The organism is Pseudomonas sp. NIBRBAC000502773, from assembly GCF_006517195.1.
Classification (GTDB): Bacteria; Pseudomonadota; Gammaproteobacteria; order Pseudomonadales; family Pseudomonadaceae; genus Aquipseudomonas; species Aquipseudomonas marginalis.
The window spans coordinates 3,548,010-3,569,933 of sequence record NZ_CP041189.1; the positions used below are offsets into that span (position 1 = coordinate 3,548,010).

20 protein-coding genes are annotated in these 21,924 nt (G+C 61.2%); 16 read left to right on the plus strand and 4 right to left on the minus strand.

What is annotated here, in order from left to right; all coding sequences use genetic code 11:
- Positions 1-26 precede the first annotated feature (26 nt).
- Positions 27-2,342, plus strand: a complete 2,316-nt coding sequence (locus NIBR502773_RS16430; protein ID WP_141156457.1) for a TonB-dependent receptor — start codon at positions 27-29, stop codon at positions 2,340-2,342.
- On the opposite strand, the gene NIBR502773_RS16435 is transcribed toward NIBR502773_RS16430, so the two are convergent.
- Complete coding sequence (locus NIBR502773_RS16435) at positions 2,313-3,500, minus strand: CynX/NimT family MFS transporter (RefSeq protein ID WP_141156458.1); 1,188 nt, start codon at positions 3,498-3,500, stop codon at positions 2,313-2,315. The genes NIBR502773_RS16430 and NIBR502773_RS16435 overlap by 30 nt on opposite strands.
- A gap of 108 nt (positions 3,501-3,608) precedes the next feature.
- On the opposite strand from NIBR502773_RS16435, the gene NIBR502773_RS16440 reads away from it, so the two are divergent.
- The 4 genes from NIBR502773_RS16440 to NIBR502773_RS16455 all read left to right on the plus strand — a co-directional run bounded on the left by NIBR502773_RS16440 (position 3,609) and on the right by NIBR502773_RS16455 (position 6,692).
- On the plus strand, positions 3,609-4,475 hold the full coding sequence (locus NIBR502773_RS16440) for a LysR family transcriptional regulator (RefSeq protein ID WP_065941143.1): 867 nt from the start codon (positions 3,609-3,611) through the stop codon (positions 4,473-4,475).
- 224 nt (positions 4,476-4,699) lie between these two features.
- Complete coding sequence (locus tag NIBR502773_RS16445; protein WP_012721645.1) at positions 4,700-5,515, plus strand: energy transducer TonB; 816 nt, start codon at positions 4,700-4,702, stop codon at positions 5,513-5,515.
- A 54-nt stretch (positions 5,516-5,569) separates the two neighbouring features.
- Complete coding sequence (locus NIBR502773_RS16450; protein WP_027607855.1) at positions 5,570-6,289, plus strand: MotA/TolQ/ExbB proton channel family protein; 720 nt, start codon at positions 5,570-5,572, stop codon at positions 6,287-6,289.
- A gap of 1 nt (position 6,290) precedes the next feature.
- The gene (locus NIBR502773_RS16455; RefSeq protein ID WP_010565408.1) at positions 6,291-6,692 is read left to right on the plus strand and encodes a biopolymer transporter ExbD; all 402 of its coding nucleotides are present in this window, start codon (positions 6,291-6,293) and stop codon (positions 6,690-6,692) included.
- A gap of 84 nt (positions 6,693-6,776) precedes the next feature.
- Here the strand turns inward: NIBR502773_RS16455 and NIBR502773_RS16460 are convergent, their stop codons facing one another.
- From NIBR502773_RS16460 to NIBR502773_RS16470, 3 genes are read right to left on the minus strand one after another with little or no spacing between them, the layout of a single operon-like run.
- Entirely contained in the window at positions 6,777-7,724 is a 948-nt protein-coding gene (locus NIBR502773_RS16460) for a LysR substrate-binding domain-containing protein (RefSeq protein WP_090401130.1), read from the minus strand.
- Positions 7,724-8,572 carry an EamA family transporter gene (locus NIBR502773_RS16465; RefSeq protein WP_141156459.1) on the minus strand — a complete coding sequence of 283 codons (849 nt, stop codon included), beginning with the start codon at positions 8,570-8,572 and terminating at the stop codon, positions 7,724-7,726. The genes NIBR502773_RS16460 and NIBR502773_RS16465 overlap by 1 nt, the downstream gene beginning before the upstream one ends.
- Before the next feature lie 53 nt (positions 8,573-8,625).
- Entirely contained in the window at positions 8,626-9,573 is a 948-nt protein-coding gene (locus NIBR502773_RS16470) for a TauD/TfdA family dioxygenase (RefSeq protein WP_141156460.1), read from the minus strand.
- A 458-nt stretch (positions 9,574-10,031) separates the two neighbouring features.
- Between NIBR502773_RS16470 and NIBR502773_RS16475 the strand changes: the two genes are divergently transcribed.
- The 11 genes from NIBR502773_RS16475 (at position 10,032) to NIBR502773_RS16525 (ending at position 21,796) form a co-directional block, all read left to right on the plus strand.
- A complete protein-coding gene (locus NIBR502773_RS16475) occupies positions 10,032-10,280 on the plus strand; it encodes a hypothetical protein (RefSeq protein WP_141156461.1) in 249 nt (82 codons plus the stop codon).
- 240 nt (positions 10,281-10,520) lie between these two features.
- The gene (locus NIBR502773_RS16480; protein ID WP_024072766.1) at positions 10,521-11,102 is read left to right on the plus strand and encodes an alpha/beta hydrolase; all 582 of its coding nucleotides are present in this window, start codon (positions 10,521-10,523) and stop codon (positions 11,100-11,102) included.
- Positions 11,103-11,150: 48 nt separating this feature from the next.
- Positions 11,151-12,071, plus strand: a complete 921-nt coding sequence (locus NIBR502773_RS16485; RefSeq protein ID WP_141156462.1) for a sigma 54-interacting transcriptional regulator — start codon at positions 11,151-11,153, stop codon at positions 12,069-12,071.
- 149 nt (positions 12,072-12,220) lie between these two features.
- Positions 12,221-13,003, plus strand: coding sequence for a MetQ/NlpA family ABC transporter substrate-binding protein (locus NIBR502773_RS16490; RefSeq protein ID WP_027607851.1), 783 nt, complete (start codon positions 12,221-12,223; stop codon positions 13,001-13,003).
- A gap of 449 nt (positions 13,004-13,452) precedes the next feature.
- Positions 13,453-14,118, plus strand: a complete 666-nt coding sequence (locus NIBR502773_RS16495; protein ID WP_057725386.1) for an amino acid ABC transporter permease — start codon at positions 13,453-13,455, stop codon at positions 14,116-14,118.
- Entirely contained in the window at positions 14,099-14,758 is a 660-nt protein-coding gene (locus NIBR502773_RS16500; protein WP_027607849.1) for an amino acid ABC transporter permease, read from the plus strand. Before NIBR502773_RS16495 ends, NIBR502773_RS16500 begins: the two co-directional genes overlap by 20 nt.
- Entirely contained in the window at positions 14,755-15,531 is a 777-nt protein-coding gene (locus tag NIBR502773_RS16505) for an amino acid ABC transporter ATP-binding protein (RefSeq protein WP_141156463.1), read from the plus strand. Before NIBR502773_RS16500 ends, NIBR502773_RS16505 begins: the two co-directional genes overlap by 4 nt.
- Positions 15,528-16,379: a transporter substrate-binding domain-containing protein gene (locus NIBR502773_RS16510; protein ID WP_115487849.1), complete on the plus strand. Its 852-nt coding sequence runs from the start codon at positions 15,528-15,530 to the stop codon at positions 16,377-16,379. Before NIBR502773_RS16505 ends, NIBR502773_RS16510 begins: the two co-directional genes overlap by 4 nt.
- A 205-nt stretch (positions 16,380-16,584) precedes the next feature.
- Positions 16,585-17,667: an efflux RND transporter periplasmic adaptor subunit gene (locus tag NIBR502773_RS16515; RefSeq protein ID WP_141156464.1), complete on the plus strand. Its 1,083-nt coding sequence runs from the start codon at positions 16,585-16,587 to the stop codon at positions 17,665-17,667.
- Positions 17,664-18,734, plus strand: coding sequence for an efflux RND transporter periplasmic adaptor subunit (locus NIBR502773_RS16520; protein ID WP_141156465.1), 1,071 nt, complete (start codon positions 17,664-17,666; stop codon positions 18,732-18,734). Before NIBR502773_RS16515 ends, NIBR502773_RS16520 begins: the two co-directional genes overlap by 4 nt.
- Entirely contained in the window at positions 18,731-21,796 is a 3,066-nt protein-coding gene (locus tag NIBR502773_RS16525) for an efflux RND transporter permease subunit (protein WP_141156466.1), read from the plus strand. Before NIBR502773_RS16520 ends, NIBR502773_RS16525 begins: the two co-directional genes overlap by 4 nt.
- Positions 21,797-21,924: the final 128 nt, after the last annotated feature.

Here is a 21,924-nt window from a genome sequence, read left to right on the forward strand (position 1 = left end):
GATATTTCCGGGTTCCGGAGCCGCTTATGAGTCTGTTGAAGTCCTTGCCCCTGGCCATTCTGGTGGCCGGCAGTTCCAGTTGGTCGCCGACCCAGGCCGCCGAAACGCCCGCGCCGGTAAGCAAGGGCGAGAGCGCCGGCGGCGAGTTGGAGACGGTCACCGTCACCGCCCGGCGACGCACCGAAAGCGCCCAGGCAGTGCCGACGCCCATGAGCGTGATCGGCGGGCAGGCCCTGGAGAGCCAGCGGGTGTATCGGATTCAGGATCTGCAGCAACTGGTGCCCAGCGTCAACGTCGCCTATATGCATGCGCGCCAGTCCAGCGTGTCGATCCGTGGGCTTGGCAATAACCCGGCCAGCGACGGCCTGGAAGGCAGCGTAGGGCTATATATCGACAACGTGTACCTGGGGCGGCCGGGCATGGCGGTGTTCGACCTGATGGACATCGAACAACTTGAAGTCTTGCGCGGCCCGCAAGGCACCTTGTTCGGCAAAAACACCACCGCCGGGGTGATCAACATCAGCACACGCGCGCCGAGTTTTACCCCGGAGCGCAGCATCGAAACCTCGCTGGGCGAGGACGGCTACTTCCAGACCAAGGGCACGATTTCCGGCCCGCTCACCGATGACCTGGCGGGGCGTTTCTCGGCGTATCGCACCCGCAGCGACGGCGACATCAAGAACGAATACAACGGCCATGACCTCAACGGCGGCTCGCGCCAGGGCTTTCGCGGGCAACTGCTGTACAAGCCCAGCGAGGCGTTCAACCTGCGCTGGATCGGCGATTACAACGAAGAGGATTCCAGCGCCGGCACCCGTGTGCTGTACAGCACCGGGCCGACCATCAACGGCACCAACCTCTACCAGTCGCGGGCCAACGCGGCAGGCGCGACCCTGGTCGATGGCACCCACCGCAAGGTCAACCTGGACAGCGACCAGCACGTCACCGTGTTCCAGGGCGGTACGTCGCTGGAGGCCAACTGGACGTTGCCGAGTGATTTCACCCTGACCTCGGTCAGTTCCTATCGCTTCTGGAATTTCACCCCGCGTAACGACGACGGCCTTAACGTGCCGGCGTCGTACAACGCCGGGGTGTCGGTGGAAGATAAGCAGTGGTCCCAGGAATTCCGGCTGGCGTCGCCCACCGGCGGTTTCTTCGATTACGTGCTCGGTGCCTACTACTTCGGTAATTCGCTGGATAACAAATCCTTCAGCTATTACGGGCCGCAGGCCGACATCTGGAACGGCACGCCAGCCGGCGCATTGGCCAACGTCAGCAGCGTCGGCAACGGGCACATTCGCACCGACAGTTTTGCCTTGTTTGCCCAGGGCACCTGGCACCTCACCGAGCGCCTGGATTTCACCGCCGGCCTGCGTGGCACCTATGAAGAAAAAAGTGCCTGGGTCACGCGCAACACTCCCCTCGGCGGTGCGGCGGTCACCGGTGCTGCCGCGACGGCTCGACGCGGCCGCGCGGGGGCGTACGATTCCGGCGACCTCACGCAATACAGCACCAGCCCCTCGGGTTTGCTCAACCTGAGCTATCGCTTTAACGAAAACCTGCTGGGCTACGCGACGCTGTCCCATGGCGAGAAGTCCGGCGGGGTCAACCTGGCGGTAGGCTCGGCACCGACGGCCGGGGCCGACTCGCTGTTGATCGGCACCGAGCGCGCCAATAACGCCGAACTGGGTTTCAAAAGCACCCTGTGGGACCGGCGGCTGCAGCTCAATGCCAACCTGTTCTGGACCCAGGTCAACGGCTACCAGACCAATGCCTATGACCAGGACAACCGTGTGCAGTACCTGACCAACGCCGGTTCGGTGCGCTCGCGGGGCGTCGAGGTGGAAAGCACCCTGGTGCCGATCAAGGGCCTGACGCTGAACCTCAACGGCTCGTTCAACGATGTGAGTTACCTGTCTTACAAAGATGCGCCGTGCCCGCCGGAAGTCAGTCTGCGCCCCGGTGCGCCGGCTTCCTGCGACCTGAGCGGGCATCAAGTGGTGGGGGCGTCGAAGTGGATCGCCAACGCCAACGGCGAATACAAGTGGAACCTGGATAACGGCTTCGAACCCTACGTCACCGCCAGCTATGCCTTCCGCTCCAAGGCCGTGGGCACCGTGGAGGACTCCGACTATGGACAGATTCCTGCCTACGCCGTGGTCAACCTGTCCACCGGCCTGCGCGGCAACTATGAGCAGGGGCAGTGGGACGTGTCGTTATGGCTGAAAAACGCCTTCGACAAGACCTACTACACCACGCTGTGGACGGGGGGGAACGGCGGCTACGAAGGCCTGCTCGGTACGCCGCGCACGCTAGGGGTGACCGGGCGCTATGACTTCTAGCCCCGTGCGATAGGTGGCCGGGCTGAACACGCGCGTCACCACCAGCATCACCACCGCCGTGACCGTCAGCACCACCCAGGCGCTGACAAAGTTGCCGGTCAGCCCGCGCAGCCAGCCGGTCAGCCATGGCGACACCGCATTGATCAAGAAGCCCACGCCTTGCACAAAGGCCGCCAGTTGCCCGGCCTGGCGTGGGTCGCGATGGTGGTCGAGGGTCAGCAGCAGGCTCAGGGCGAAACACGCGCCCAGGCCGAAGCCGCACAACGCCACCCAGAGGTGCGGATATTCCTGCGGCGCGACGATCAGGCCGAGGTAACCCACGGTCTGGGCCAGCAGGGCGATGCCCAGCAGCGGCCGACGGTCGATACCGCGCTGCGCCAGCACCGGCATCAACAGCGCGGCGAGCACCTGGAAGATGGTCATGAACGCCAGCAGCGAACCGCTGGGCAGCACGCCCCAGCCCAGTTGCTGATAGTAGGCCGGCAGCCACGCCACCAGGCTCATGTAGCCGCAGTTGACCAGGCCGAAATACAGCGCCAGCAACCAGGCGCGGCGATTGCGCAGGTCCTTGAAGGCCGGCACCACCTGTGGATTTCTGGCCGCGCCCAGGGGCAGCCAGGCCCATAGCAGCAAGGCGCCCAACGCCGGCAGCAGCCACACCCCCAGCCCCGCCTGCCATTCCTGGAAATGCGTGGCCACCATCGGGCTGAGCAGCGCTGCCAGCCCGCCGCCCGCCATCAGCGAAGCCGAGTACACACCCATCGCCACCGGCACCCGATGACGGAATTCGCGCTTGATCATCGCCGGCACCAAGGCCTGGATCAGCGCCACCCCCGCACCGCCGAGCAACGCCGTGACCAGCAGCGCCGACGCCTGGCCCATCAGCCAGCGTGCCAGGCACGCCAGCAGGATCATCATCAGGCCCAGGGCGATGCCGCGCCGTTCGCCAAGGCGGGCTTCCACGCGCACGCCCACCAGCGCCACCAGCCCCATGCACACCACCGGCAGGCTGGTCAGCAGGGCGCTGCTCTGGAAACTCAGGCCGGTGGCCTGGCGGATTTCGCCGAGCAACGGGCTGATGGAACTGAGGATCGGCCGCAGGTTCAGGCCGAGCACCACCAGCAGGCCCCAGCCGGCGAGGGATTTATTCAGGGTCATGCAACGCTCTTGCAGTCGGCAAATGAGGCGTGAGTATGGCCAGCACCCAAGGTATTCTGAAATTAAATATAACCATGCCAACCAGTGGCAAAGAGAATGGTGACGCTGATGTTCGATCCCGTGTTGTTGCGCAGCTTTGTCGCCGTGGTGGACTGCGGCAACTTCACCCGCGCCGCCGAGCGCCTGCACTTGACCCAGTCCACCGTGAGCCAGCAGATCCGCCGCCTGGAAGAGGCGGTGGCGTGCCAGTTGCTGGACCGCGACCAGCGCCGCGTGGTCGCCACCGCCGAGGGCGAACGCTTGCTGGCCTATGCGCGGCGCATCCTCGCGCTGCATGAAGAAGCCACCGATGTGTTGATCAACCAACAGAGCGACGGCGTGCTGCGCCTCGGCGTACCGGAAGACTTTGCCGCCGAGCGCCTGATGCCGTTGCTGTCGGCATTTGTGCTGGCGTATCCACGGGTGCGCCTGGAGGTCACCAGCGGTCTCGGCCCCGAGTTGCAGCGCCAATACCGCAGTGGTGAATTCGACGTGTTGCTGGTCAAGCAGATGGGCAGCAGCGATGACTGCCTGGCCTCGTGGCCCGAGCCGCTGTGTTGGGTCGACAGCCGCAGCACGCCGTGCCTGGGGCGCGACCCTCTGCCGTTGGTGGCATTCCCGGTGGGCGGCCTGTACCGCAATGAAATGCTGCACCACCTGGAAGTGGGCGGCTGGCGCTGGCGCATCGGTTATTCCAGCGCGAGCCTGGCCAGCGTGTGTTCGGCGGTGGCGGCGGGGTTGGGTGTGAGTCTGTTGCCGCGACGGGTCGTGCAGCCAGGGCATGTGGAACTGGGGCCGGACAGCGGTTTGCCCGTGGTGCAAGGCGTGCGCCTGGCGTTGTATGCCCGTCATGGCCTCAGTGCTGCGGGGCAGTGCTTGCAGGCTGAACTGTTCGATTTGTGCGCAAACAGCCCCGTTGAGCCATGCCTTAACTGAATATTTTGTATGCCTGAAAAGCATCAAAAAAAACCACCTCGGCGCCAGGCCCCGTGGGCCGGGGCTTTGGCGTTTGCAGAGCATTCGTTTATTCAAATTTGATCTATCTATAACTTCAAAGATTACTTTAAGAGATAAGCGTCTGGCCCCGATGATTCAGCCCTCGACGGCCTTCCACGCAGGCCCGTCGGTTTTTTTGTTTCGAAACCGTAGGGAGTGAATCAATGGGCAATGTCCAGACCGCCGCCAGTGCACCCGAGGCGCAATGGCGCCAGGCACCGAGTGGTGAGTTGGTCGACCTTGGCCGGCCGCACCGCGCGCCGTTGGGGCAATTGCGAACGCAGCAAACCCCGAAGCGCTTCTCCAGCCGCCGCGAAGGGATCCTGCTCGGTTTGTTGGTACTGGCTCTGCACGGTGCAGTGATTTATTGGGTCAGCCAGAAACCCACGCCGGTGCTGCCGATTGTGCCGCCGGAAATTCCGCCGATGACCATCGAATTTTCCCAGCCGGCACCGCCCGTGGTGGAACCGCCACCGCCTGTGCCGCCACCACCGCCGCCGCCCGTGGTCGAGCCACCGCCGCCGGTTGTGGATGAGTTGGCCGCCAAGCCGGCGCCGCCCAAGCCGATTCCAAAACCCAAGCCGAAGCCGGTGCCAAAGCCTGAGCCCAAGCCCGCACCGAAACCCGTCGAGCAGGCGCCCACGCCACCGCAACCGGCGCCACCGGCACCCGCGCCCGCTCCGCCCGCGCCAGCCCCGGTGACACCGGCTTCGGCCAACGCCGCGTACCTCAAGAACCCGGCGCCGGAGTACCCGTCACTGGCGCAGCGTCGCGGTTGGGAAGGCACGGTGTTGTTGCGGGTGCATGTATTGGCCAGCGGCAAGCCGGGCGAGATCCAGGTCCAGAAAAGCAGCGGTCGCCAGCAACTCGACGACGCCGCACTGACCGCCGTGAAGCGGTGGAGCTTCGTGCCGGCCAAGCAGGGCGATGTGGCCCAGGACGGCTGGGTCAGCGTACCGATCGACTTCAAGATTCACTAACTATTGCGCTGCGGTGTGCACCACACGCCGCGACTTGTACAGAGGGAAAACATCATGGCATTAGCATCTCCACTTGAATCCATCGAAAGCGCGGTGATCTGGCTGCTGGTGGTCTTTTCGGTCGCCACCTGGGGCCTGGCCCTGCTCAAGGGCGTGCAGTTCGGTCGCCTTAAAGCGCAGGATCGCAAGTTCCACAAACAGTTCTGGGCGGCGTCGAGCCTCGACTCGGCCGCCGAGCTGGCCGAAACCCAGCCCGGCGCCGCTGCGCGTGTGGCCCAGGCCGGTTACGCCGCGATCCAGGTCGGGGAAGCGCCGCATGCGGCCGACCTGAGCCAGGCGATCAACCACCAGGACCGCCTCGAGCGTGCCCTGCGCCAGCAGATCGTACGTGAGCGCCGCTCCCTGGAAACCGGCCTGGCCGTGGTCGCCAGTATCGGTAGCACCTCGCCGTTTATCGGCCTGTTCGGCACCGTGTGGGGGATCATGGAAGCGCTCAAGGGCATCAGCGCCGCCGGCTCCGCCAGCCTTGAAACCGTGGCCGGCCCCATCGGTGCCGCCCTGGTTGCCACTGGCGTGGGGATCGCCGTCGCGGTGCCGGCGGTGCTGGTCTACAACTACTTCCTGCGTCGCCTGAAGCTCACGGCGGCGGACCTGGATGACTTTGCCCACGACTTCTACAGCCTGGCGCAGAAGAACTCCTTCCGTGTGCTGCTGCACCCGGCCCTGACTAAACATGCGCCGGGCAACCCGCAAAAAGTGAAGGAGGCGTCCTGAAATGGCCTTCTCCACACAAGACAGTGATGAGGTACTGAGCGAGATCAACGTCACGCCCCTGGTGGACGTGATGCTGGTGCTGCTGGTGGTGTTTATCGTCACCGCGCCGCTGTTGACCAACGCGATCCCGATCAACCTGCCCAAGACCGAGGCCGTAGCCCCGGTGGAGCAGAAGGACCCGCTGGTGGTGAGCATCGACGGCGCCGGCAAACTGTTTATCAACAAGGACGAAATCCAGCCGGACCTGCTGGAATTCAACCTGCAGGCGGCCAAGGCCAAGGACCCCGATGTGCGGGTGCAATTGCAGGCCGATGATGGTGTGAACTACGGCGAAGTGGCGCGAGCCATGGCGTCTATCGAGCGCGCGGGGATTACCAAGCTGTCGGTGATTACCGCACGTTAGTTGCAAAAGCCTCGACAATTTTTTGGCCGTTTCCTTGGCAGGGTGCGGCCTTTTTTTTGCATTCGTTTCAGTAACATCACACGATCAAAGTGCGCCAACCCCAGCGATTTGCGGATACCGGATTTCAACTTCTTGCTGAAACTTTCTAGCGCTCTCTTTAAGCCAGTCAATCAACCGAGCGATATCAGGTTCCGACTGCCGCCCATTCCTACAAATAACGTAGTACGCCGCCGGCGACATCATCAGCGGGCCGCCTAGTGTGACTAATGCACCTTCTTCCAACTGGTCATACACCAACGCTGTCCTGGCCAGCGCAATCCCGCCACCCTTCACCGCCAGACTGATTGCCAGGCTTGAGTCCGGAAAGCGCGGCCCATGGTGATAAGGCGCAGCTGCCAGGCCCTGGAACGCAAACCAGCTTTCCCACCCTGGACACACTTGATCGTCCACACGGTGAATGAGTGGATACCGCGCGATATCCGTCAGCGAAATATCGCCATTCATGCGTTGAAACTCCGGTGAGCAAACCGGGAACACGGCATCGCGCATCAGAAGCTCGGCATGATGATCCGGGTAGTCGCCGTACCCCATCACAATCGCAACATCGAATTGATGGGCACCGAGATTGGCGCTATTCATATCCGCACTGGTCAATACCAGGTCGAGATTGAATGAAGCGTCGGTGTGGGAACCATGCATTCTGGGGATTAGCCAGGTCGAACACAGGGACGAAGTGCACGAAAGATAAAGGGGCTGAGATTTGCGCGGATTCAGCGAGTGCAACACCGTCTCAAGGGTTTTGAAAAAATCATCGGTCACCGGCAACAAAGCCTGCCCGGCGGTTGTGAGGTTGACGCCCCGCGAATGGCGCTCGAACAACTGAACGCCCCACCACTCTTCCAGACCTGCGATCTGATGACTGATGGCACTGGCGGTGAGGCTCAACTCTGATGCTGCGCGGGCGAAACTGCCTGTTCGTGCAGCACTGACAAAGGCTTGCAGCATGGGTGTAGGTGGCGGACGTTGGCCCATCAGGTGCTCACTTTGATCAGGATGATCCCGCAAACAATGACGAACGCCGAAAGCATCCGCCGCCAGCCGAACCGCTCGTGAAAAAACAGCGCGGCAATAATGGCGCCGATAATAACACTGGTTTCCCGCAACGCTGAGACCTTGGCCACCGCATCCAGCGACAGCGCGAACAGCACCAGGCCGTAGGAAGTGAGGTAAAAAACGCCGCCCATTACGCCGACTTTCCAATGGTTGCGAATGGCCTCTGTGAATTCCAGACGTTTCTTGAAAAACGCCAGCGCCGGAATCGGAATGCTCTGGAATACCGTCAGATAGATGATGTATTGCAGCACCGTCTCACTGGCTCTGACACCTTTGGCATCCACCACTGTGTAGGACGCGATGAAAGCACCTGCGCACACCGCCATCAGAATTGGTTTGAACATACGCGCGGACATCCTGCGCACGAATGTCAGGCTGATAATGCCTACGCAAATCAGCAACACCCCCGCCATGGCATGAAACGATAGCTGCTCGTGCAGCAGGAAATAGGAAAACAGCGCGACTAAAACCGGTGGCACCCCGCGCATGACCGGGTAGACCTGCCCAAAGTCGCCGGTTTCATACGCTTTGATCAGAAACAATCGATAGGCCGTGTTGAGCACCACGGAAACCAGCACGTAGCCCCACACCTGCAGGCTTGGCGTATTCACCTGCGGCAGCGCCGCCAGGCAGATCAGCAACGCCGTACCATCGACCATGGCCAAGGTCATGAAGCGACTGCTCCCCGCCCGGACGACCGCGTTCCAGGTGGCGTGCATGAAGGCGGAGATCAAAACAAGGGTGATCGCGATGTTGGAGTTGTCCACGGGGCTCGGCTTGTGAGGGGAATATGAAGTTGTGCCTTATGGCCAGCGAGGGATCATCGTTTGCGCAACCACATTCGTAACATGTATCGATTGAGATCTTTCAAAGAGACTGCGTCATCAATCTCTAAGCGCGGAGCGCTCTTATCGATGAAATGCGTTCGGGTATGGAGAAACTTGTTGTCAGCTGAAATAAGAACCTGCCCTGGTTCAAGCAGCACTCGATGTTGAACTGAAGATTGATCAAGGACTGTGTCTAGAAAATCCAATGCATGTATTTGCGCCAGGGTTAATGGCACCCCCGCTTTGATGTGGGCCGATTCGATATAGGCGCGGAAGTACCTAATCAAAGGGATGCCCTCATTTGAAAAGCTCAAGATTGGCGCTTTGAATAATTGTTCTTCCTCCGCCATACCTCGATTTTCAAAATAGAAATCGCACTTAAGTTCTTCCAGTACCTCAGGGAATGCCATTAATTCAGCGTATACCGCACTTGCGTCTATCAGAATACTTTCGCCGCCGAGTAAGGCTTTCTGGCCACAAGCCAGAATCAAATAATCGATAGGGAGCGGATCGCTTACGCCATCGTTATGGATATATGCGCCCTGACGGGTCTGATGATATCTCGCACCTTCTTCAATGCTTTTACCTCCCCGGTCATACACCTCAATAACCCTATGGCCAAGATGGTTCTGCACCATTGGCGCTCCCAGCAAAGAGCCGAACGTCCATATCAAAGATTTGAAGCCTGCAAGATCATCGACTTTAAATCCATCTAGGATAAGGACGTGTTTTTCGTGATCAACGATTTTTCGTATATTGCGCAGTTCTGCGCTGAGGGTCTGCGAGTGATGGGGGGCGATGTAAGCAGGCTTTGCATCGAATCGATTAGTTTGATCATCCGGTTCGGAGCTGGCTTTTGCGCTCAGTAGTTCGTTGAATGCGGTTTTAGAAAGCCTGACTTTAGAAATTTCGTGGTGGAAAGTACTTATATTTATATTCATTGCGATTTTTTACGGGGTTGGTTGGAGTCAATATTTAACTAACCTCACCACTCTCCGGAAAAGCGAAAAGTCGTCAGCGGAGCCATAAAAAACCGTCATGGAAGATATTTCCTACAAGAAAGTTCATCAGGTGATCGATGCTGGCATTCGTCATGAGTTGTAAAGGGCCAGCAAGCCGTGTCCCTTTAAATTGCAGGACGTTTCCGAGACAATCCCCGCCGCCTTGTGACTGTTGGAATGGATGGCTAGTCTTCGGCCCGTCGCTGGTTTTCAGCGATCGGGTTTGGCAGCCTGAGTTCAATAGGCACACGGTTCACATCCGCGTTTATGGTGGCTGTGCGTGGGGCACCCTCGGGTGCGCTGGTGTTCCTATTGGCCAGTCTGCTAACCCGCGTACAGCTGCCACCTATCGTTTAGCAGCGTTAGTGGTCGCTCCCGTGTTCAATAGGAGTTACACCATGACCAAAGCACTTCCCGACCCACCCGTTGACTGCCTTGTCGCCAACGAAAACCTCAGTTTCGAAGACGCCCAACTTTATATCGCTCACCTGATCCACAGCGCATCGGCCACCGTATGGGACTGTTGTGAGCACCTGCAGCCGCACGACCGCGCGAAAGTCCATGCGGTGCGGCATTTGCTGGAAATGGCCAAGACCGTGGTGGATCGCACCATCGACTGCATGCCTCGTACCAATCACGTCATCTGAAACCACTGCAAATTGAATGTGAAATCGAGTCAATGTGGGAGGGGGCTTGCCCCCGATAGCGGTCCGTCAGCTAAAAATAGGTGGCTGACCCATCGCCATCGGGGGCAAGCCCCTCCCACATTTTGATCTCATGCGGGTTTGAGTTTTTGGTTATTAATAAATAGCTTCTTATTCCTTAACGAATATAACCCTCGTCCCTATACTGTCCTACAACGTTAAACGCTGCAGGAGGGCACACCCATGCACAGCGAGTTGATTCGTTATCTGATCGTGCCGGGCTGGCAAGGATCGCCAGAAGATCATTGGCAAAGTCACTGGCAGAACAGCCTGCCCAACAGCGCACGGGTGGAGCAGGCCGATTGGCTCACACCGCGCCGTGAAGATTGGGTCGCCGCGCTGGCCGAGGCGATCGCCGCCGACAGCACGCCGGTGATCCTGATCGCCCATAGCCTGGGCTGCATCACCGTGGCCCATTGGGCGGCCACTGCCCCGGTGCAGTTCCTGCGGCAGGTGCGCGGGGCCTTGCTGGTGGCTCCGGCGGACGTTGAACGGCCAGCCTGCTCGCCGGCGTTGCGCAACTTTGCGCCGATCCCGACCGACCTGCTGCCGTTTCCCAGCCAGGTGGTCAGTTCCGATAACGACAGCGCCGTCAGCGCCCCCCGGGCCCTGGAGCTGGCGCGTAATTGGGGGGCCGAAGCCGGCATTCTGTCGGGGGCCGGGCATATCAATGTGAAGTCCGGTCACCAGCGCTGGGAGCAGGGGTTTGCCTACCTGTATCGCCTGCAAAGCCGCCTCGAGCATCACGCCCGGCGCACCGCCTGATATTTTTCAACGCCCCGTCCCTGAGTGGATTTGGGGCGGGAGCCTGCCATGAGTCTGCATGAAACCTTCGGTCAGCCACTGCTGACCTTCCCCGACGCCGAAAAAAGCCCGCTGAGCATCCGCGCCAAGGCGCTGGTGTTTGTCGACCCGCGCTCGCGCAAGCTGCGCGAAGACCTGGAAAACCTGGCGCCGCGCGCCTTGCCCGTATTGATTCGGGGCGAGACCGGCAGTGGTAAAGAATTACTGGCGCGGCATATTCACCGGGGCAGCGACCGCTCCGGTTTGTTTGTCTCGGTCAATTGCGGCGCCATCAGCCCAACCTACGCCGACGCCGAGTTGTTTGGCTATGCCGCCGGCGCCCACAGCGGCGCAGCCAGCAGCCGGGCCGGGTGGTTTGGCTCGGCGAATGGCGGCACTTTGTATCTGGATGAGATCGGCGACTTGCCGCTGCCTATCCAGGTGAAACTGCTGGCGGCCCTGGAAAACCATGAAGTCACCCGCGTGGGCGCCCACCAGCCGAGTCCGGTGGACGTGCGCCTGGTAGCCGCCACCAGCATCGACCTGGCCCAGGCCGTGGCCGCCGGCAAGTTTCATGAGCGGCTGTTCCATTACCTGAGCGAAGGCCAGTTGGATCTGCCGGCATTGCGTGAGCGGGTGGGGGACATCCTGTCGTTGGCCGAATACTTCCTCGGCATCTACAGCCAGCGCCTGGACCTGCCGGTGCCGCTGATCAGCGATGCGGCCCAGCGCGTACTGGAACACCACAGCTGGCCGGGTAATACCCGCGAGCTGGAGAACGTCATCCACTTCGCCTTGCTGGTGAGCAGCGGCGACGAAATTCTGCCCGAACACCTGAACCTGCCGGTGGCGGGGTCGCCCTTGGAGCAAGTGCAGCGCATCTTCGCCAATGCCAGCCCGGCTGAGCAGGAACCCTTGCGCAGCTTTCTACGCGAACAAGCAGCTACATGAGCAAAATGGAATATCAACGTGAATAAAAGATATTGTTCGGGAATAAAAAATATAGGTATTGTCCATTCCACGCCGCGATAGCACTTCGCTGGCACACCACCTAAAAAACGGTCGTCAGAGACGCCCCGGAATTCCGATAAGGACACTGCATGAAAAAGGTTCTGTTGTTTACCGCACTGGCGGCTGCCCTGACTGCAAGCTTCGCCCAGGCCAACGAGAAACTGGTGGTGGCCGCCACCCCGATCCCGCACGCCGAGATCCTTGAGCTGGTCAAGCCAACCCTCGCCAAAGAAGGCGTGGACCTGGAAATCAAAGTCTTCACCGACTACGTACAGCCAAACGTACAGGTTGCCGAGAAGCGCCTGGACGCCAACTACTTCCAGACCCTGCCGTACCTGGAAAACTTCAACAAGGGCAAGGGCACCAACCTGGTCACCGTGGTTGGCGTGCACGTTGAACCCTTCGGCGGTTACTCGAAAAAGATCAAGAACATTTCCGAGCTCAAGGATGGCGCCACCGTGGCTATCCCGAACGAAGGCTCCAACAGCGGCCGCGCCCTGTTGCTGCTGCAGAAAGCCGGTGTGATCACCCTGAAAGACCCGACCAACGCCCTGGCCACGCCGAAAGACATCGCCAGCAACCCGAAGAACCTGAAGTTCAAAGAGCTGGAATCGGCCCTGCTGCCACGTGTGCTGGACCAGGTTGACCTGGACTTGATCAACACCAACTACGCCCTGGAAGCTGGCTTGAACCCAGCCAAGGACGCGCTGATCATCGAAGATGCCAAGTCGCCGTACGTGAACTTCCTGGTGGCGCGCCCGGACAACAAGGACAGCGACGCTATCCAGAAACTGTCCAAGGCCCTGACCAGCCCGGAAGTCAAAGCCTTCATCGAGAAGAAGTACAACGGCGCAGTCGTGCCCGCGTTCTGATGTAAGCCAAAACCCCCTTCAAGGTTTCAACGCCGGCGGCTACTACAGCGTCGGCGTTTTTTATGCCTGGAATTTGGAAGGCAATAAAAATGTGGGAGGGGGCAAGCCCCCTCCCACATTTGATCTTCATCTCACAGTGGATCTTCAGCGTTTCAGAGCGCGCGGCTATTGATCGCCCTGCGCAACGCCACCAACCATTTCACCAGCTCCTGCGGATCAATCGGTTTCGCTTTGTTCATCGTTCATTCCCTCGAAACACAGACCCCTCAACCATAGCTGCCACCCGCCAACCCCGCGAATCCCGAGGTTATCTTTTTGGGTGATATCAATATGCTATTTCGGTATTTAAATTTTACTTTTTATACCTTTAAAGTTCGCGCTACCCGGCGTTACCCACGCCGGATCGGACGGCGCTCGCCGCATTACCCCTGCGGCGTCATGGACTCACAATGACCTTCGATTTCGCTTTTATCCTCAGCACCCTGCCGGCGTTTTTGAAAGCCGTGGGCGTCACGCTGCAAGTGGGCCTGATCGCCATTGCCACCTCGTTGCTGGTGGCGCTGATCAACGCCGCACTGCTGGTGTTTCGCACGCCGTACCTGTCGCGCCTGGTGGCGCTCTATGTGGAACTGGCGCGCAATACACCGCTGCTGATCCAGCTGTTCTTCGTGTACTTCGCCTTGCCGGCCCTGGGTTTGAATATCTCCGGGTTCTGGGCGGCGATCATCACCATGACGTTCCTAGGCGGTGCCTACCTCACCGAAGTGCTGCGCGCCGGTGTGGAAGCGGTGCCGCTGGCGCAGATCGAGTCGGGCAAGTCCATCGGCCTGTCGGACTGGCAACTGCTGCGCCATGTGATCCTGCCCCAGGCCGGCATCCTCAGCCTGCCGGCGTTGTTCGCCAATTTCATCTTTCTGCTCAAGGAGACCACCGTGGTCTCTGCCGTGGCGGTGCCGGAGATTCTCTACACCACCAAGAGCTACATCGCCCTCTACTACAAGACCTACGAAATGCTCGCCGTGCTGACGCTGATTTGCGTGCTGCTGTTCTTGCCGCTGTCGCTGCTGCTCAGCCGCCTGGAACGGAGGCTCCAGCATGGCCAGTTCGGGTCTTGAGTTGTTGTGGGTGTCGTTGCCGCAATTGGGCAAGGGCGCTGCGCAGACCCTGTCGATTTCGTTGTTGAGCATCGCCTTCAGTACGGTCGGCGGCGTGTTGTATGGCGTGCTGCGCACCTTGAACAACAGGCTGGTCAACGCGGTGCTGCGGGTTTACCTGGAGCTGTTCCGGGCGATTCCGGTGCTGGTGTGGTTGTACCTGCTGTTCTTTGGCCTGCCGATCTTCTTTGGCCTGAGCATCCCCAGCTTCTGGTGCGCGGTGCTGGTGTTGTCGCTGTGGGGCGCCAGCGAAGTGGGCGAAGTGGTACGCGGCGCGTTGCATTCGCTGCCCCGCGGCCAGCGCGAAGCCGGCCTGTCGATTGGCTTGTCCGACCCGCAGTTGTACGGCTACGTGTTGCTGCCCCAGGCCCTCAAGCGCATGACGCCGCCGACCATCAACGTCTACACGCGCATCATCAAGACCAGTTCCCTGGCGGTGCTGATCGGTGTGGTGGACGTGATCAAGGTCGGCCAGCAAATCATCGAGCGCACCTATGAGTCGGTGTTGATCTACGGCGCGCTGTTCCTGTTTTTCTTCTTTATCTGCTACCCGTTGTCGGCCGCCTCCAAGGTGCTGGAACGGCGCTGGGCCCAAGCATGAGCGCATTGATCGAGTTCCAGGGTTTCAACAAATTCTTCGGCGACCAGCAGGTGCTCAAGGGTATCGACCTGAGTGTGCAAAGCGGCGAAGTGATGGTGATCCTCGGCCCCAGCGGCTGCGGCAAAAGCACCTTGCTGCGCTGCCTCAACGGCCTGGAAGTGGCCCATAGCGGCAGCCTGCGGTTTGCCGGCAAAGAGTTGTTGGATAAAACCACCGACTGGCGCCAGGTGCGCCAGGACGTGGGCATGGTGTTCCAGAGCTACCACCTGTTCCCGCACATGAGCGTGCTCGACAATATCCTGCTCGGCCCGCTGAAAGTGCAAAAGCGCGAGCCGCGCGAAGCCCGCGAGCAAGCCGAGAAACTGCTGGCGCGCGTCGGCCTGGCGGACAAGCGCGACGCCTTCCCGCGCCAGCTCTCCGGCGGCCAGCAGCAACGCATCGCCATCGTCCGTTCGCTGTGCATGAACCCTCAGGTCATGCTGTTTGACGAAGTCACCGCCGCCCTCGACCCGGAGATGGTCAAGGAAGTGCTGGAGGTGATCCAGGGCCTGGCCCGCGATGGCATGACCCTGCTGATCGTCACCCACGAAATGGCCTTCGCCCGCGCCGTCGCCGACCGCGTGGTGTTTATGGAGGCCGGTCGCATCCTCGAACACAACACCCCCGAAGAATTCTTTACGAACCCGCAAACCGCACGCGCGCAGCAGTTCCTGGAGAAGTTTTCCTTTGTCTCAACACTGCCCAAGAAAACCAAGGAACTGGAGCTGCTATGAAAAAGTTACTGCTGCCACTGTTGGCTGTCGCCTTACTGGCCGGCTGCGATAAAAAGGCCGAAGAGCCTGCTAAACCTGCTGCCGCCGTGAGCTACCTCGACAAGATCAAGGCGCGCGACAAGCTGATCGTCGGCGTATTCACCGACAAGCCACCGTTTGGCTTCGTCAACGAAGCGGGCCGCTATGTCGGTTTCGATACCGACATCGGCCGCCAATTCGCCAAGGACCTGTTGGGCGATGAGAACAAAGTCGAATTCGTCGCCGTCGAGCCGGCCAGCCGTATTCCGTTCCTGCAAAGCGACAAGGTCGACCTGATCCTCGCCAACATGACCGTGACGCCCGAGCGCAAGGAAGCGGTGGACTTCACCAACCCCAACCTGAAAGTCGCGGTGCAGGCGTTGGTGCCCCAGGACAGCGCGGTGAAAAGCCTGAATGACCTGGCCACCCGCACCACCATCGTCACCACCGGCACCACTGCCGATATCTGGCTGACCAAGAACCACCCGGACTGGAAACTGCTCAAGTTCGAGAAAAACTCCGAATCGCTGCAAGCGCTGTCGGCCGGGCGTGGCGATGCCTACGCGCAAGACAACCTGGTGCTGTTCAGCTGGGCCAAGCAGAACCCGGGCTACCGCGTGCTGGAAGAGAAACTCGGTGACGAAGCGCCCATCGCCCCGGCGGTGAAGAAGGGCAATATCGAACTGCGCGACTGGGTGAATGCCGAGTTGGCGAAGCTGGGTGAGGAGAAATTCCTGCTCAAGCTCTACGACCAATATGTGCGCAAGGAGCTGAGCGATGACACCAAGCCTGAGAGCGTGATCGTTGAAGGCGGGAAGTGGCAGGGCTAGTTCTGCGCTGACTGTTATGCCGCTATCGGGAGCAAGCTCCCTCCCACATTTGAATGTATTCACACGTCACATGTGCGAGAGGACTTGCCCCCGATGAGGCCGATGAACTCACCTCAATACGCCTTCCCCATGCAGATAAGGAACCCTGAACTAAGCTCACAGTCGCATACACACTGGCACATCGCATCGCGCACAAGGAGTCTGCATGGGCGGTCGTATTTCCATCTGTATCGTCGGTCTGGGTTTAGTGGTGTTGCTGAGCGCGTGTGGCCAGGAAAAAGCTGAGCCCAAGGCCCATTCGCGGGTCTTTGTTCAAACCGTACAACCCGCCGATTTCGCCGCGGCCGTCACGCTGACCGGAGATATCCAGGCCCGCGTGCAAACCGATTTGTCCTTCCGCGTCGGCGGCAAGATCATCCAGCGCATGGTGGATGTGGGTGACCGCGTGACCGCCAGGCAAGTGCTGGCCAGGCTCGATCCCAAGGATTTGCAGACCAACGTCGATTCCGCCCAGGCCCAGGTCGTGGCCGAGCAGGCGCGGGTCAAGCAAACCGCCGCTGCGTTTGTGCGCCAGGAAAAGCTCCTGCCCAAGGGCTACACCAGCCGCAGCGAATACGATTCCGCCCAGGCCGCGCTGCGCAGCAGCCAAAGTGCCCTGGCCGCCGCGCAGGCGCAGCTGGCCAACGCCCGTGAACAACTCGGCTATACCGCGCTGATCGCGGATGCGCCGGGGGTGATCACCGCCCGCCAGGCCGAAGTCGGTCAGGTGGTGCAGGCCACCGTGCCGATTTTCAGCCTGGCCAGCGATGGCGAGCGCGACGCGGTGTTCAACGTCTATGAGTCACTGCTGGTTGAGCCGCCGCCCGATGCGCCGATCACCGTCAGCCTGCTGGATAACCCCAGCATCAAGGCCGTGGGTAAAGTGCGTGAAGTCACACCTGCCGTGGCCGCCAATACCGGCACGGTGCAAGTGAAGATCGCCCTGCAATCGTTACCCGAAGGCATGCGGCTTGGTTCGGTGGTCAGTGCCACCGCCAATGGCCCGGCCAAAGCGAGTATCGAGCTGCCGTGGTCGGCGTTGACCAAAGACCTCAGCGAGCCCGCCGTATGGCTGGTGGACGGCGAGGGCAAGGCGCAACTGCACAAGGTCACGGTGGCGCGTTACCTCACCGGCAAAGTGATTATTGGCGACGGCCTCAAGGGTGGCGAAAAAGTCGTGGTGGCCGGTGGGCAATTGCTGCACCCCGGCATGCTGGTCGAGATCGCCCAGCCAGGAGCCCAGCCATGAAGCGCCTGACGGTTGTACTCGCCGCCAGCCTGTTGCTGATGGCCTGCTCCAAGGAAGAGCCGGCGCCCGAGCCCGTGCGCCCGGTGCTGTCCATGGAGGTGAAGTCCGAGGACCAGGAAACCCTCGGCCGTTTCGCCGGTACCATCCAGGCGCGCTATGAAAGCAATCTGGGCTTTCGCGTCCCCGGTCGCATCGCCCGGCGTGCCGTGGATGTAGGCGCCGAAGTGGACAAGGGTGCCTTGCTCGCGGTGCTCGACCCTACCGACCAACAGAACCAGTTGCGCGCCGCCCAAGGCGATTTGGCACGGGTGCAGGCCCAGTTCATCAACGCCCAGGCCAATGCCCGTCGCCAGCAGGAGCTGTTCAACCGTGGCGTCGGCGCCCAGGCCCAACTGGACGTGGCCCAGACCGACCTGAAAACCACCCAGGCCTCCCTCGACCAGGCCCAGGCGTCGGTCAACCAGGCCAAGGACCAACTCAACTACGCCGAGCTGCGCACCGACCACGCCGGCATCGTCACCGCCTGGAATGCCGAGGCCGGCCAGGTGGTCAGCGCCGGTCAGCAAGTGGTGACCCTGGCGCGCCCGGACATCAAGGAGGCGGTGATCGACCTGCCCGCCGGTCTTGCAGAGCGCCTGCCGCCGGACGTGGTATTCCTCGTCGCCGGGCAACTCGACCCCAGCGTCCACACCACCGCTATCGTGCGCGAGATCGAACCCCAGGCCCAAAGCGCCACGCGCACCCGTCGCGCGCGCCTGACCCTGGCCGAAACACCGCCCGCATTCCGCCTTGGTACGGCGATCAGCGTGACCTTGAGTTCAGCCATCGCCCCACGCATCGAGTTGCCCCTGAGCGCCTTGCAGGACGTCGACGGCAAGACCCGCATCTGGATCCTCGATACCCAAAGCCAGACCGTGCAACCGCGCGATATCACGGTGCTTAGCCGTGACGCTGACAGCGCCTTGCTCAACGGCGGCGTCAAACCCGGCGAGCGTATCGTTACCGCCGGCGTGAACAGCCTGAAGCCCGGGCAGAAAGTCAAAATCGACGAGGACAGCCCGCGATGAAAGGCAGCTTCAACTTATCCGACTGGGCCCTCAAGCATCAGTCCTTCGTCTGGTACCTGATGTTCGTCGCGCTGCTGATGGGCGTGTTCTCCTACATGAACCTGGGCCGCGAGGAAGACCCCTCGTTCACCATCAAGACCATGGTGATCCAGACCCGCTGGCCGGGCGCGACCCAGGAAGAAACCCTCAAGCAGGTCACCGACCGCATCGAGAAAAAGCTCGAGGAACTCGACGCCCTCGACTATGTGAAAAGCTACACGCGACCGGGTGAATCCACGGTGTTCGTGTTCCTCAAGGACACCACCAGCGCCAAGGCGATTCCGGAGATCTGGTACCAGGTCCGCAAGAAGATCGACGACATTCGCGGCACCTTCCCCCAGGGCTTGCAGGGGCCGTCGTTCAACGACGAATTCGGCGATGTGTTCGGCTCGGTGTACGCCTTTACCGGCGACGGCCTGTCGATGCGCCAGCTGCGCGACTACGTGGAGCAGGTGCGCGCCGAAATCCGTTCGGTGCCGGGGCTGGGTAAGGTCGAGATGATCGGCCAGCAGGACGAAGTGATTTACCTGAACTTCTCCACGCGCAAACTGGCGGCCCTAGGCATCGATCAGCGCCAGGTGGTGCAAAGCCTGCAATCGCAGAACGCGGTGACCCCCGCCGGGGTGATCGAGGCCGGGCCGGAGCGCATCTCGGTGCGTACCTCGGGGCAGTTCGCCTCGGAGAAAGACCTGGCCAACGTCAACCTGCGCCTCAATGACCGCTTCTATCGCCTGGCGGATATCGCCGAGATCAGCCGTGGCTACGTCGACCCGGCGCGGCCGATGTTCCGCTTCAACGGCAAGCCGGCGATTGGCCTGGCCATCGCCATGCAGAAGGGCGGCAATATCCAGTCGTTTGGCAAGGCGCTGCACACGCGCATGGACGAACTGACCGCCGACCTGCCGGTGGGCGTCGGTGTGCATAAGGTCTCCGACCAGGCCGAAGTGGTGGAAGAGGCCGTCGGCGGCTTTACCAGCGCGCTGTTCGAAGCGGTGATCATCGTGCTGGTGGTGAGCTTTATCAGCCTGGGCATGCGCGCCGGGCTGGTGGTGGCGTGCTCGATTCCACTGGTGCTGGCGCTGGTATTCGTGTTCATGGAATACAGCGGTATCACCATGCAGCGTGTGTCGCTGGGTGCGTTGATCATCGCCCTCGGCCTGCTGGTGGACGATGCGATGATCACCGTGGAGATGATGATCACGCGCCTGGAAAAAGGCGAAACCAAGGAGCAGGCGGCGACCTACGCCTACACCTCCACGGCATTCCCGATGCTCACCGGTACGTTGGTGACCGTGGCCGGCTTCGTGCCGATTGGCCTCAACGCCAGTTCGGCGGGCGAGTACACCTTTACCCTGTTCGCGGTGATTGCCGTGGCGATGCTGGTGTCGTGGGTGGTGGCAGTGCTGTTTGCGCCGGTGATCGGCGTGCATATCCTCAGCGCCAAGGTGAAACCCCACAGCGCCGAGCCGGGGCGCATCGGCCGCGCATTCAATGGCGGCATGCTCTGGGCCATGCGCAACCGTTGGTGGGCCATCGGTATCACTGTGGGCCTGTTCGTGGCGTCGGTGTTCTCCATGCAGTTTGTGCAGAACCAGTTCTTCCCGTCGTCGGACCGCCCGGAAATCCTCGTCGACCTCAACCTGCCGCAAAACGCCTCGATCAACGAGACGCGCAAGGCCGTCGACCGCCTCGAGGCGATTATCAAGGACGACCCGGACATTGCTCGCTGGAGCACGTATATCGGCCAGGGCGCGATCCGTTTCTACCTGCCCCTCGACCAGCAATTGGAAAACCCCTACTACGCGCAACTGGTGATCGTCAGCAAAGGCCTGGAAGAGCGCGGAGCCTTGATTGCGCGCCTGCAAAAGCGCCTGCGCGACGACTTCGTGGGCATCGGCAGTTTTGTGCAGCCGCTGGAAATGGGCCCGCCGGTGGGGCGTCCGATCCAGTATCGCGTGTCCGGCAAAGACACTGACCAGGTGCGCAAACACGCCATTGAACTGGCGACCCTGCTGGATAAAAACACCCACCTGGGCGAGATCATCTACGACTGGAACGAGCCGGGCAAAGTGCTGCGCATCGACATTGCCCAGGACAAGGCGCGCCAGCTCGGGCTGTCCTCCGAGGACGTGGCGCAACTGATGAACAGCGTGGTCAGCGGTGCGTCGGTGACCCAGGTGCACGACGATATCTACCTGATCAGCGTGGTCGGCCGTGCCGAAGACGCCGAGCGCGGTACCCCGGAAACCTTGCAGAACCTGCAGATCGTCACGCCCAACGGCACCTCGATTCCGCTGCTGGCCTTCGCCACCGTGCGCTATGAGCTGGAGCAGCCACTGGTGTGGCGTCGCGACCGCAAGCCGACCATCACCATCAAGGCCTCGGTGCGCGATGAGATGCAGCCGACCGACCTGGTCAAGCAGCTCAAGCCGGAGATCGACAGGTTCAGCGCCGGCCTGCCGGTGGGCTACAAGGTCGCCACCGGCGGCACCGTGGAAGAAAGCGGCAAGGCCCAAGGCCCGATTGCCAGCGTGGTGCCGTTGATGCTGTTCCTGATGGCGACGTTCCTGATGATCCAGTTGCACAGCGTGCAGAAGATGTTCCTGGTGGCCAGTGTCGCGCCGCTGGGGCTGATCGGCGTGGTGCTGGCGTTGATCCCCACGGGCACGCCCATGGGCTTTGTGGCGATCCTCGGCATCCTGGCGCTGATCGGCATCATCATCCGCAACTCGGTGATCCTGGTGACGCAGATCCACGAATATGAAGTGGCCGGCTACACGCCGTGGGACGCGGTGGTGGAAGCCACCGAGCATCGGCGCCGGCCGATCCTGCTCACGGCGGCTGCGGCGAGCCTGGGCATGATCCCGATTGCCCGCGAAGTGTTCTGGGGGCCGATGGCCTACGCGATGATCGGCGGCATCATCATCGCCACCTTGCTGACGCTGTTGTTCCTGCCGGCGCTGTATGTGGCCTGGTACAAGATCCGCGAGCCAAAGCAGGAACAACAGGAACAACACGGTTAAAAATGTGGGAGGGGACTTGCTCCCGATGGCGGTGGGTCAGCAAAAAATATTTGTCTGACCCACCGCCATCGGGAGCAAGTCGAATCGTCGCACCGCCCCTCCCACAATTGATCTCAGCTGGGCATGTG

Coding starts and splice junctions, on each gene's coding strand:
- NIBR502773_RS16475 (WP_141156461.1), top strand. CDS start 10,032: ATGACCAAAGCACTTCCCGACCCACCCGTTGACTGCCTTGTCGCCAAC.
- NIBR502773_RS16450 (WP_027607855.1), top strand. CDS start 5,570: ATGGCATTAGCATCTCCACTTGAATCCATCGAAAGCGCGGTGATCTGG.
- NIBR502773_RS16525 (WP_141156466.1), top strand. CDS start 18,731: ATGAAAGGCAGCTTCAACTTATCCGACTGGGCCCTCAAGCATCAGTCC.
- NIBR502773_RS16455 (WP_010565408.1), top strand. CDS start 6,291: ATGGCCTTCTCCACACAAGACAGTGATGAGGTACTGAGCGAGATCAAC.
- NIBR502773_RS16435 (WP_141156458.1), bottom strand. CDS start 3,500: ATGACCCTGAATAAATCCCTCGCCGGCTGGGGCCTGCTGGTGGTGCTC.
- NIBR502773_RS16505 (WP_141156463.1), top strand. CDS start 14,755: ATGAGCGCATTGATCGAGTTCCAGGGTTTCAACAAATTCTTCGGCGAC.
- NIBR502773_RS16490 (WP_027607851.1), top strand. CDS start 12,221: ATGAAAAAGGTTCTGTTGTTTACCGCACTGGCGGCTGCCCTGACTGCA.
- NIBR502773_RS16430 (WP_141156457.1), top strand. CDS start 27: ATGAGTCTGTTGAAGTCCTTGCCCCTGGCCATTCTGGTGGCCGGCAGT.
- NIBR502773_RS16500 (WP_027607849.1), top strand. CDS start 14,099: ATGGCCAGTTCGGGTCTTGAGTTGTTGTGGGTGTCGTTGCCGCAATTG.
- NIBR502773_RS16445 (WP_012721645.1), top strand. CDS start 4,700: ATGGGCAATGTCCAGACCGCCGCCAGTGCACCCGAGGCGCAATGGCGC.
- NIBR502773_RS16495 (WP_057725386.1), top strand. CDS start 13,453: ATGACCTTCGATTTCGCTTTTATCCTCAGCACCCTGCCGGCGTTTTTG.
- NIBR502773_RS16480 (WP_024072766.1), top strand. CDS start 10,521: ATGCACAGCGAGTTGATTCGTTATCTGATCGTGCCGGGCTGGCAAGGA.
- NIBR502773_RS16510 (WP_115487849.1), top strand. CDS start 15,528: ATGAAAAAGTTACTGCTGCCACTGTTGGCTGTCGCCTTACTGGCCGGC.
- NIBR502773_RS16460 (WP_090401130.1), bottom strand. CDS start 7,724: ATGGGCCAACGTCCGCCACCTACACCCATGCTGCAAGCCTTTGTCAGT.
- NIBR502773_RS16520 (WP_141156465.1), top strand. CDS start 17,664: ATGAAGCGCCTGACGGTTGTACTCGCCGCCAGCCTGTTGCTGATGGCC.
- NIBR502773_RS16515 (WP_141156464.1), top strand. CDS start 16,585: ATGGGCGGTCGTATTTCCATCTGTATCGTCGGTCTGGGTTTAGTGGTG.
- NIBR502773_RS16485 (WP_141156462.1), top strand. CDS start 11,151: ATGAGTCTGCATGAAACCTTCGGTCAGCCACTGCTGACCTTCCCCGAC.
- NIBR502773_RS16440 (WP_065941143.1), top strand. CDS start 3,609: ATGTTCGATCCCGTGTTGTTGCGCAGCTTTGTCGCCGTGGTGGACTGC.
- NIBR502773_RS16470 (WP_141156460.1), bottom strand. CDS start 9,573: ATGAATATAAATATAAGTACTTTCCACCACGAAATTTCTAAAGTCAGG.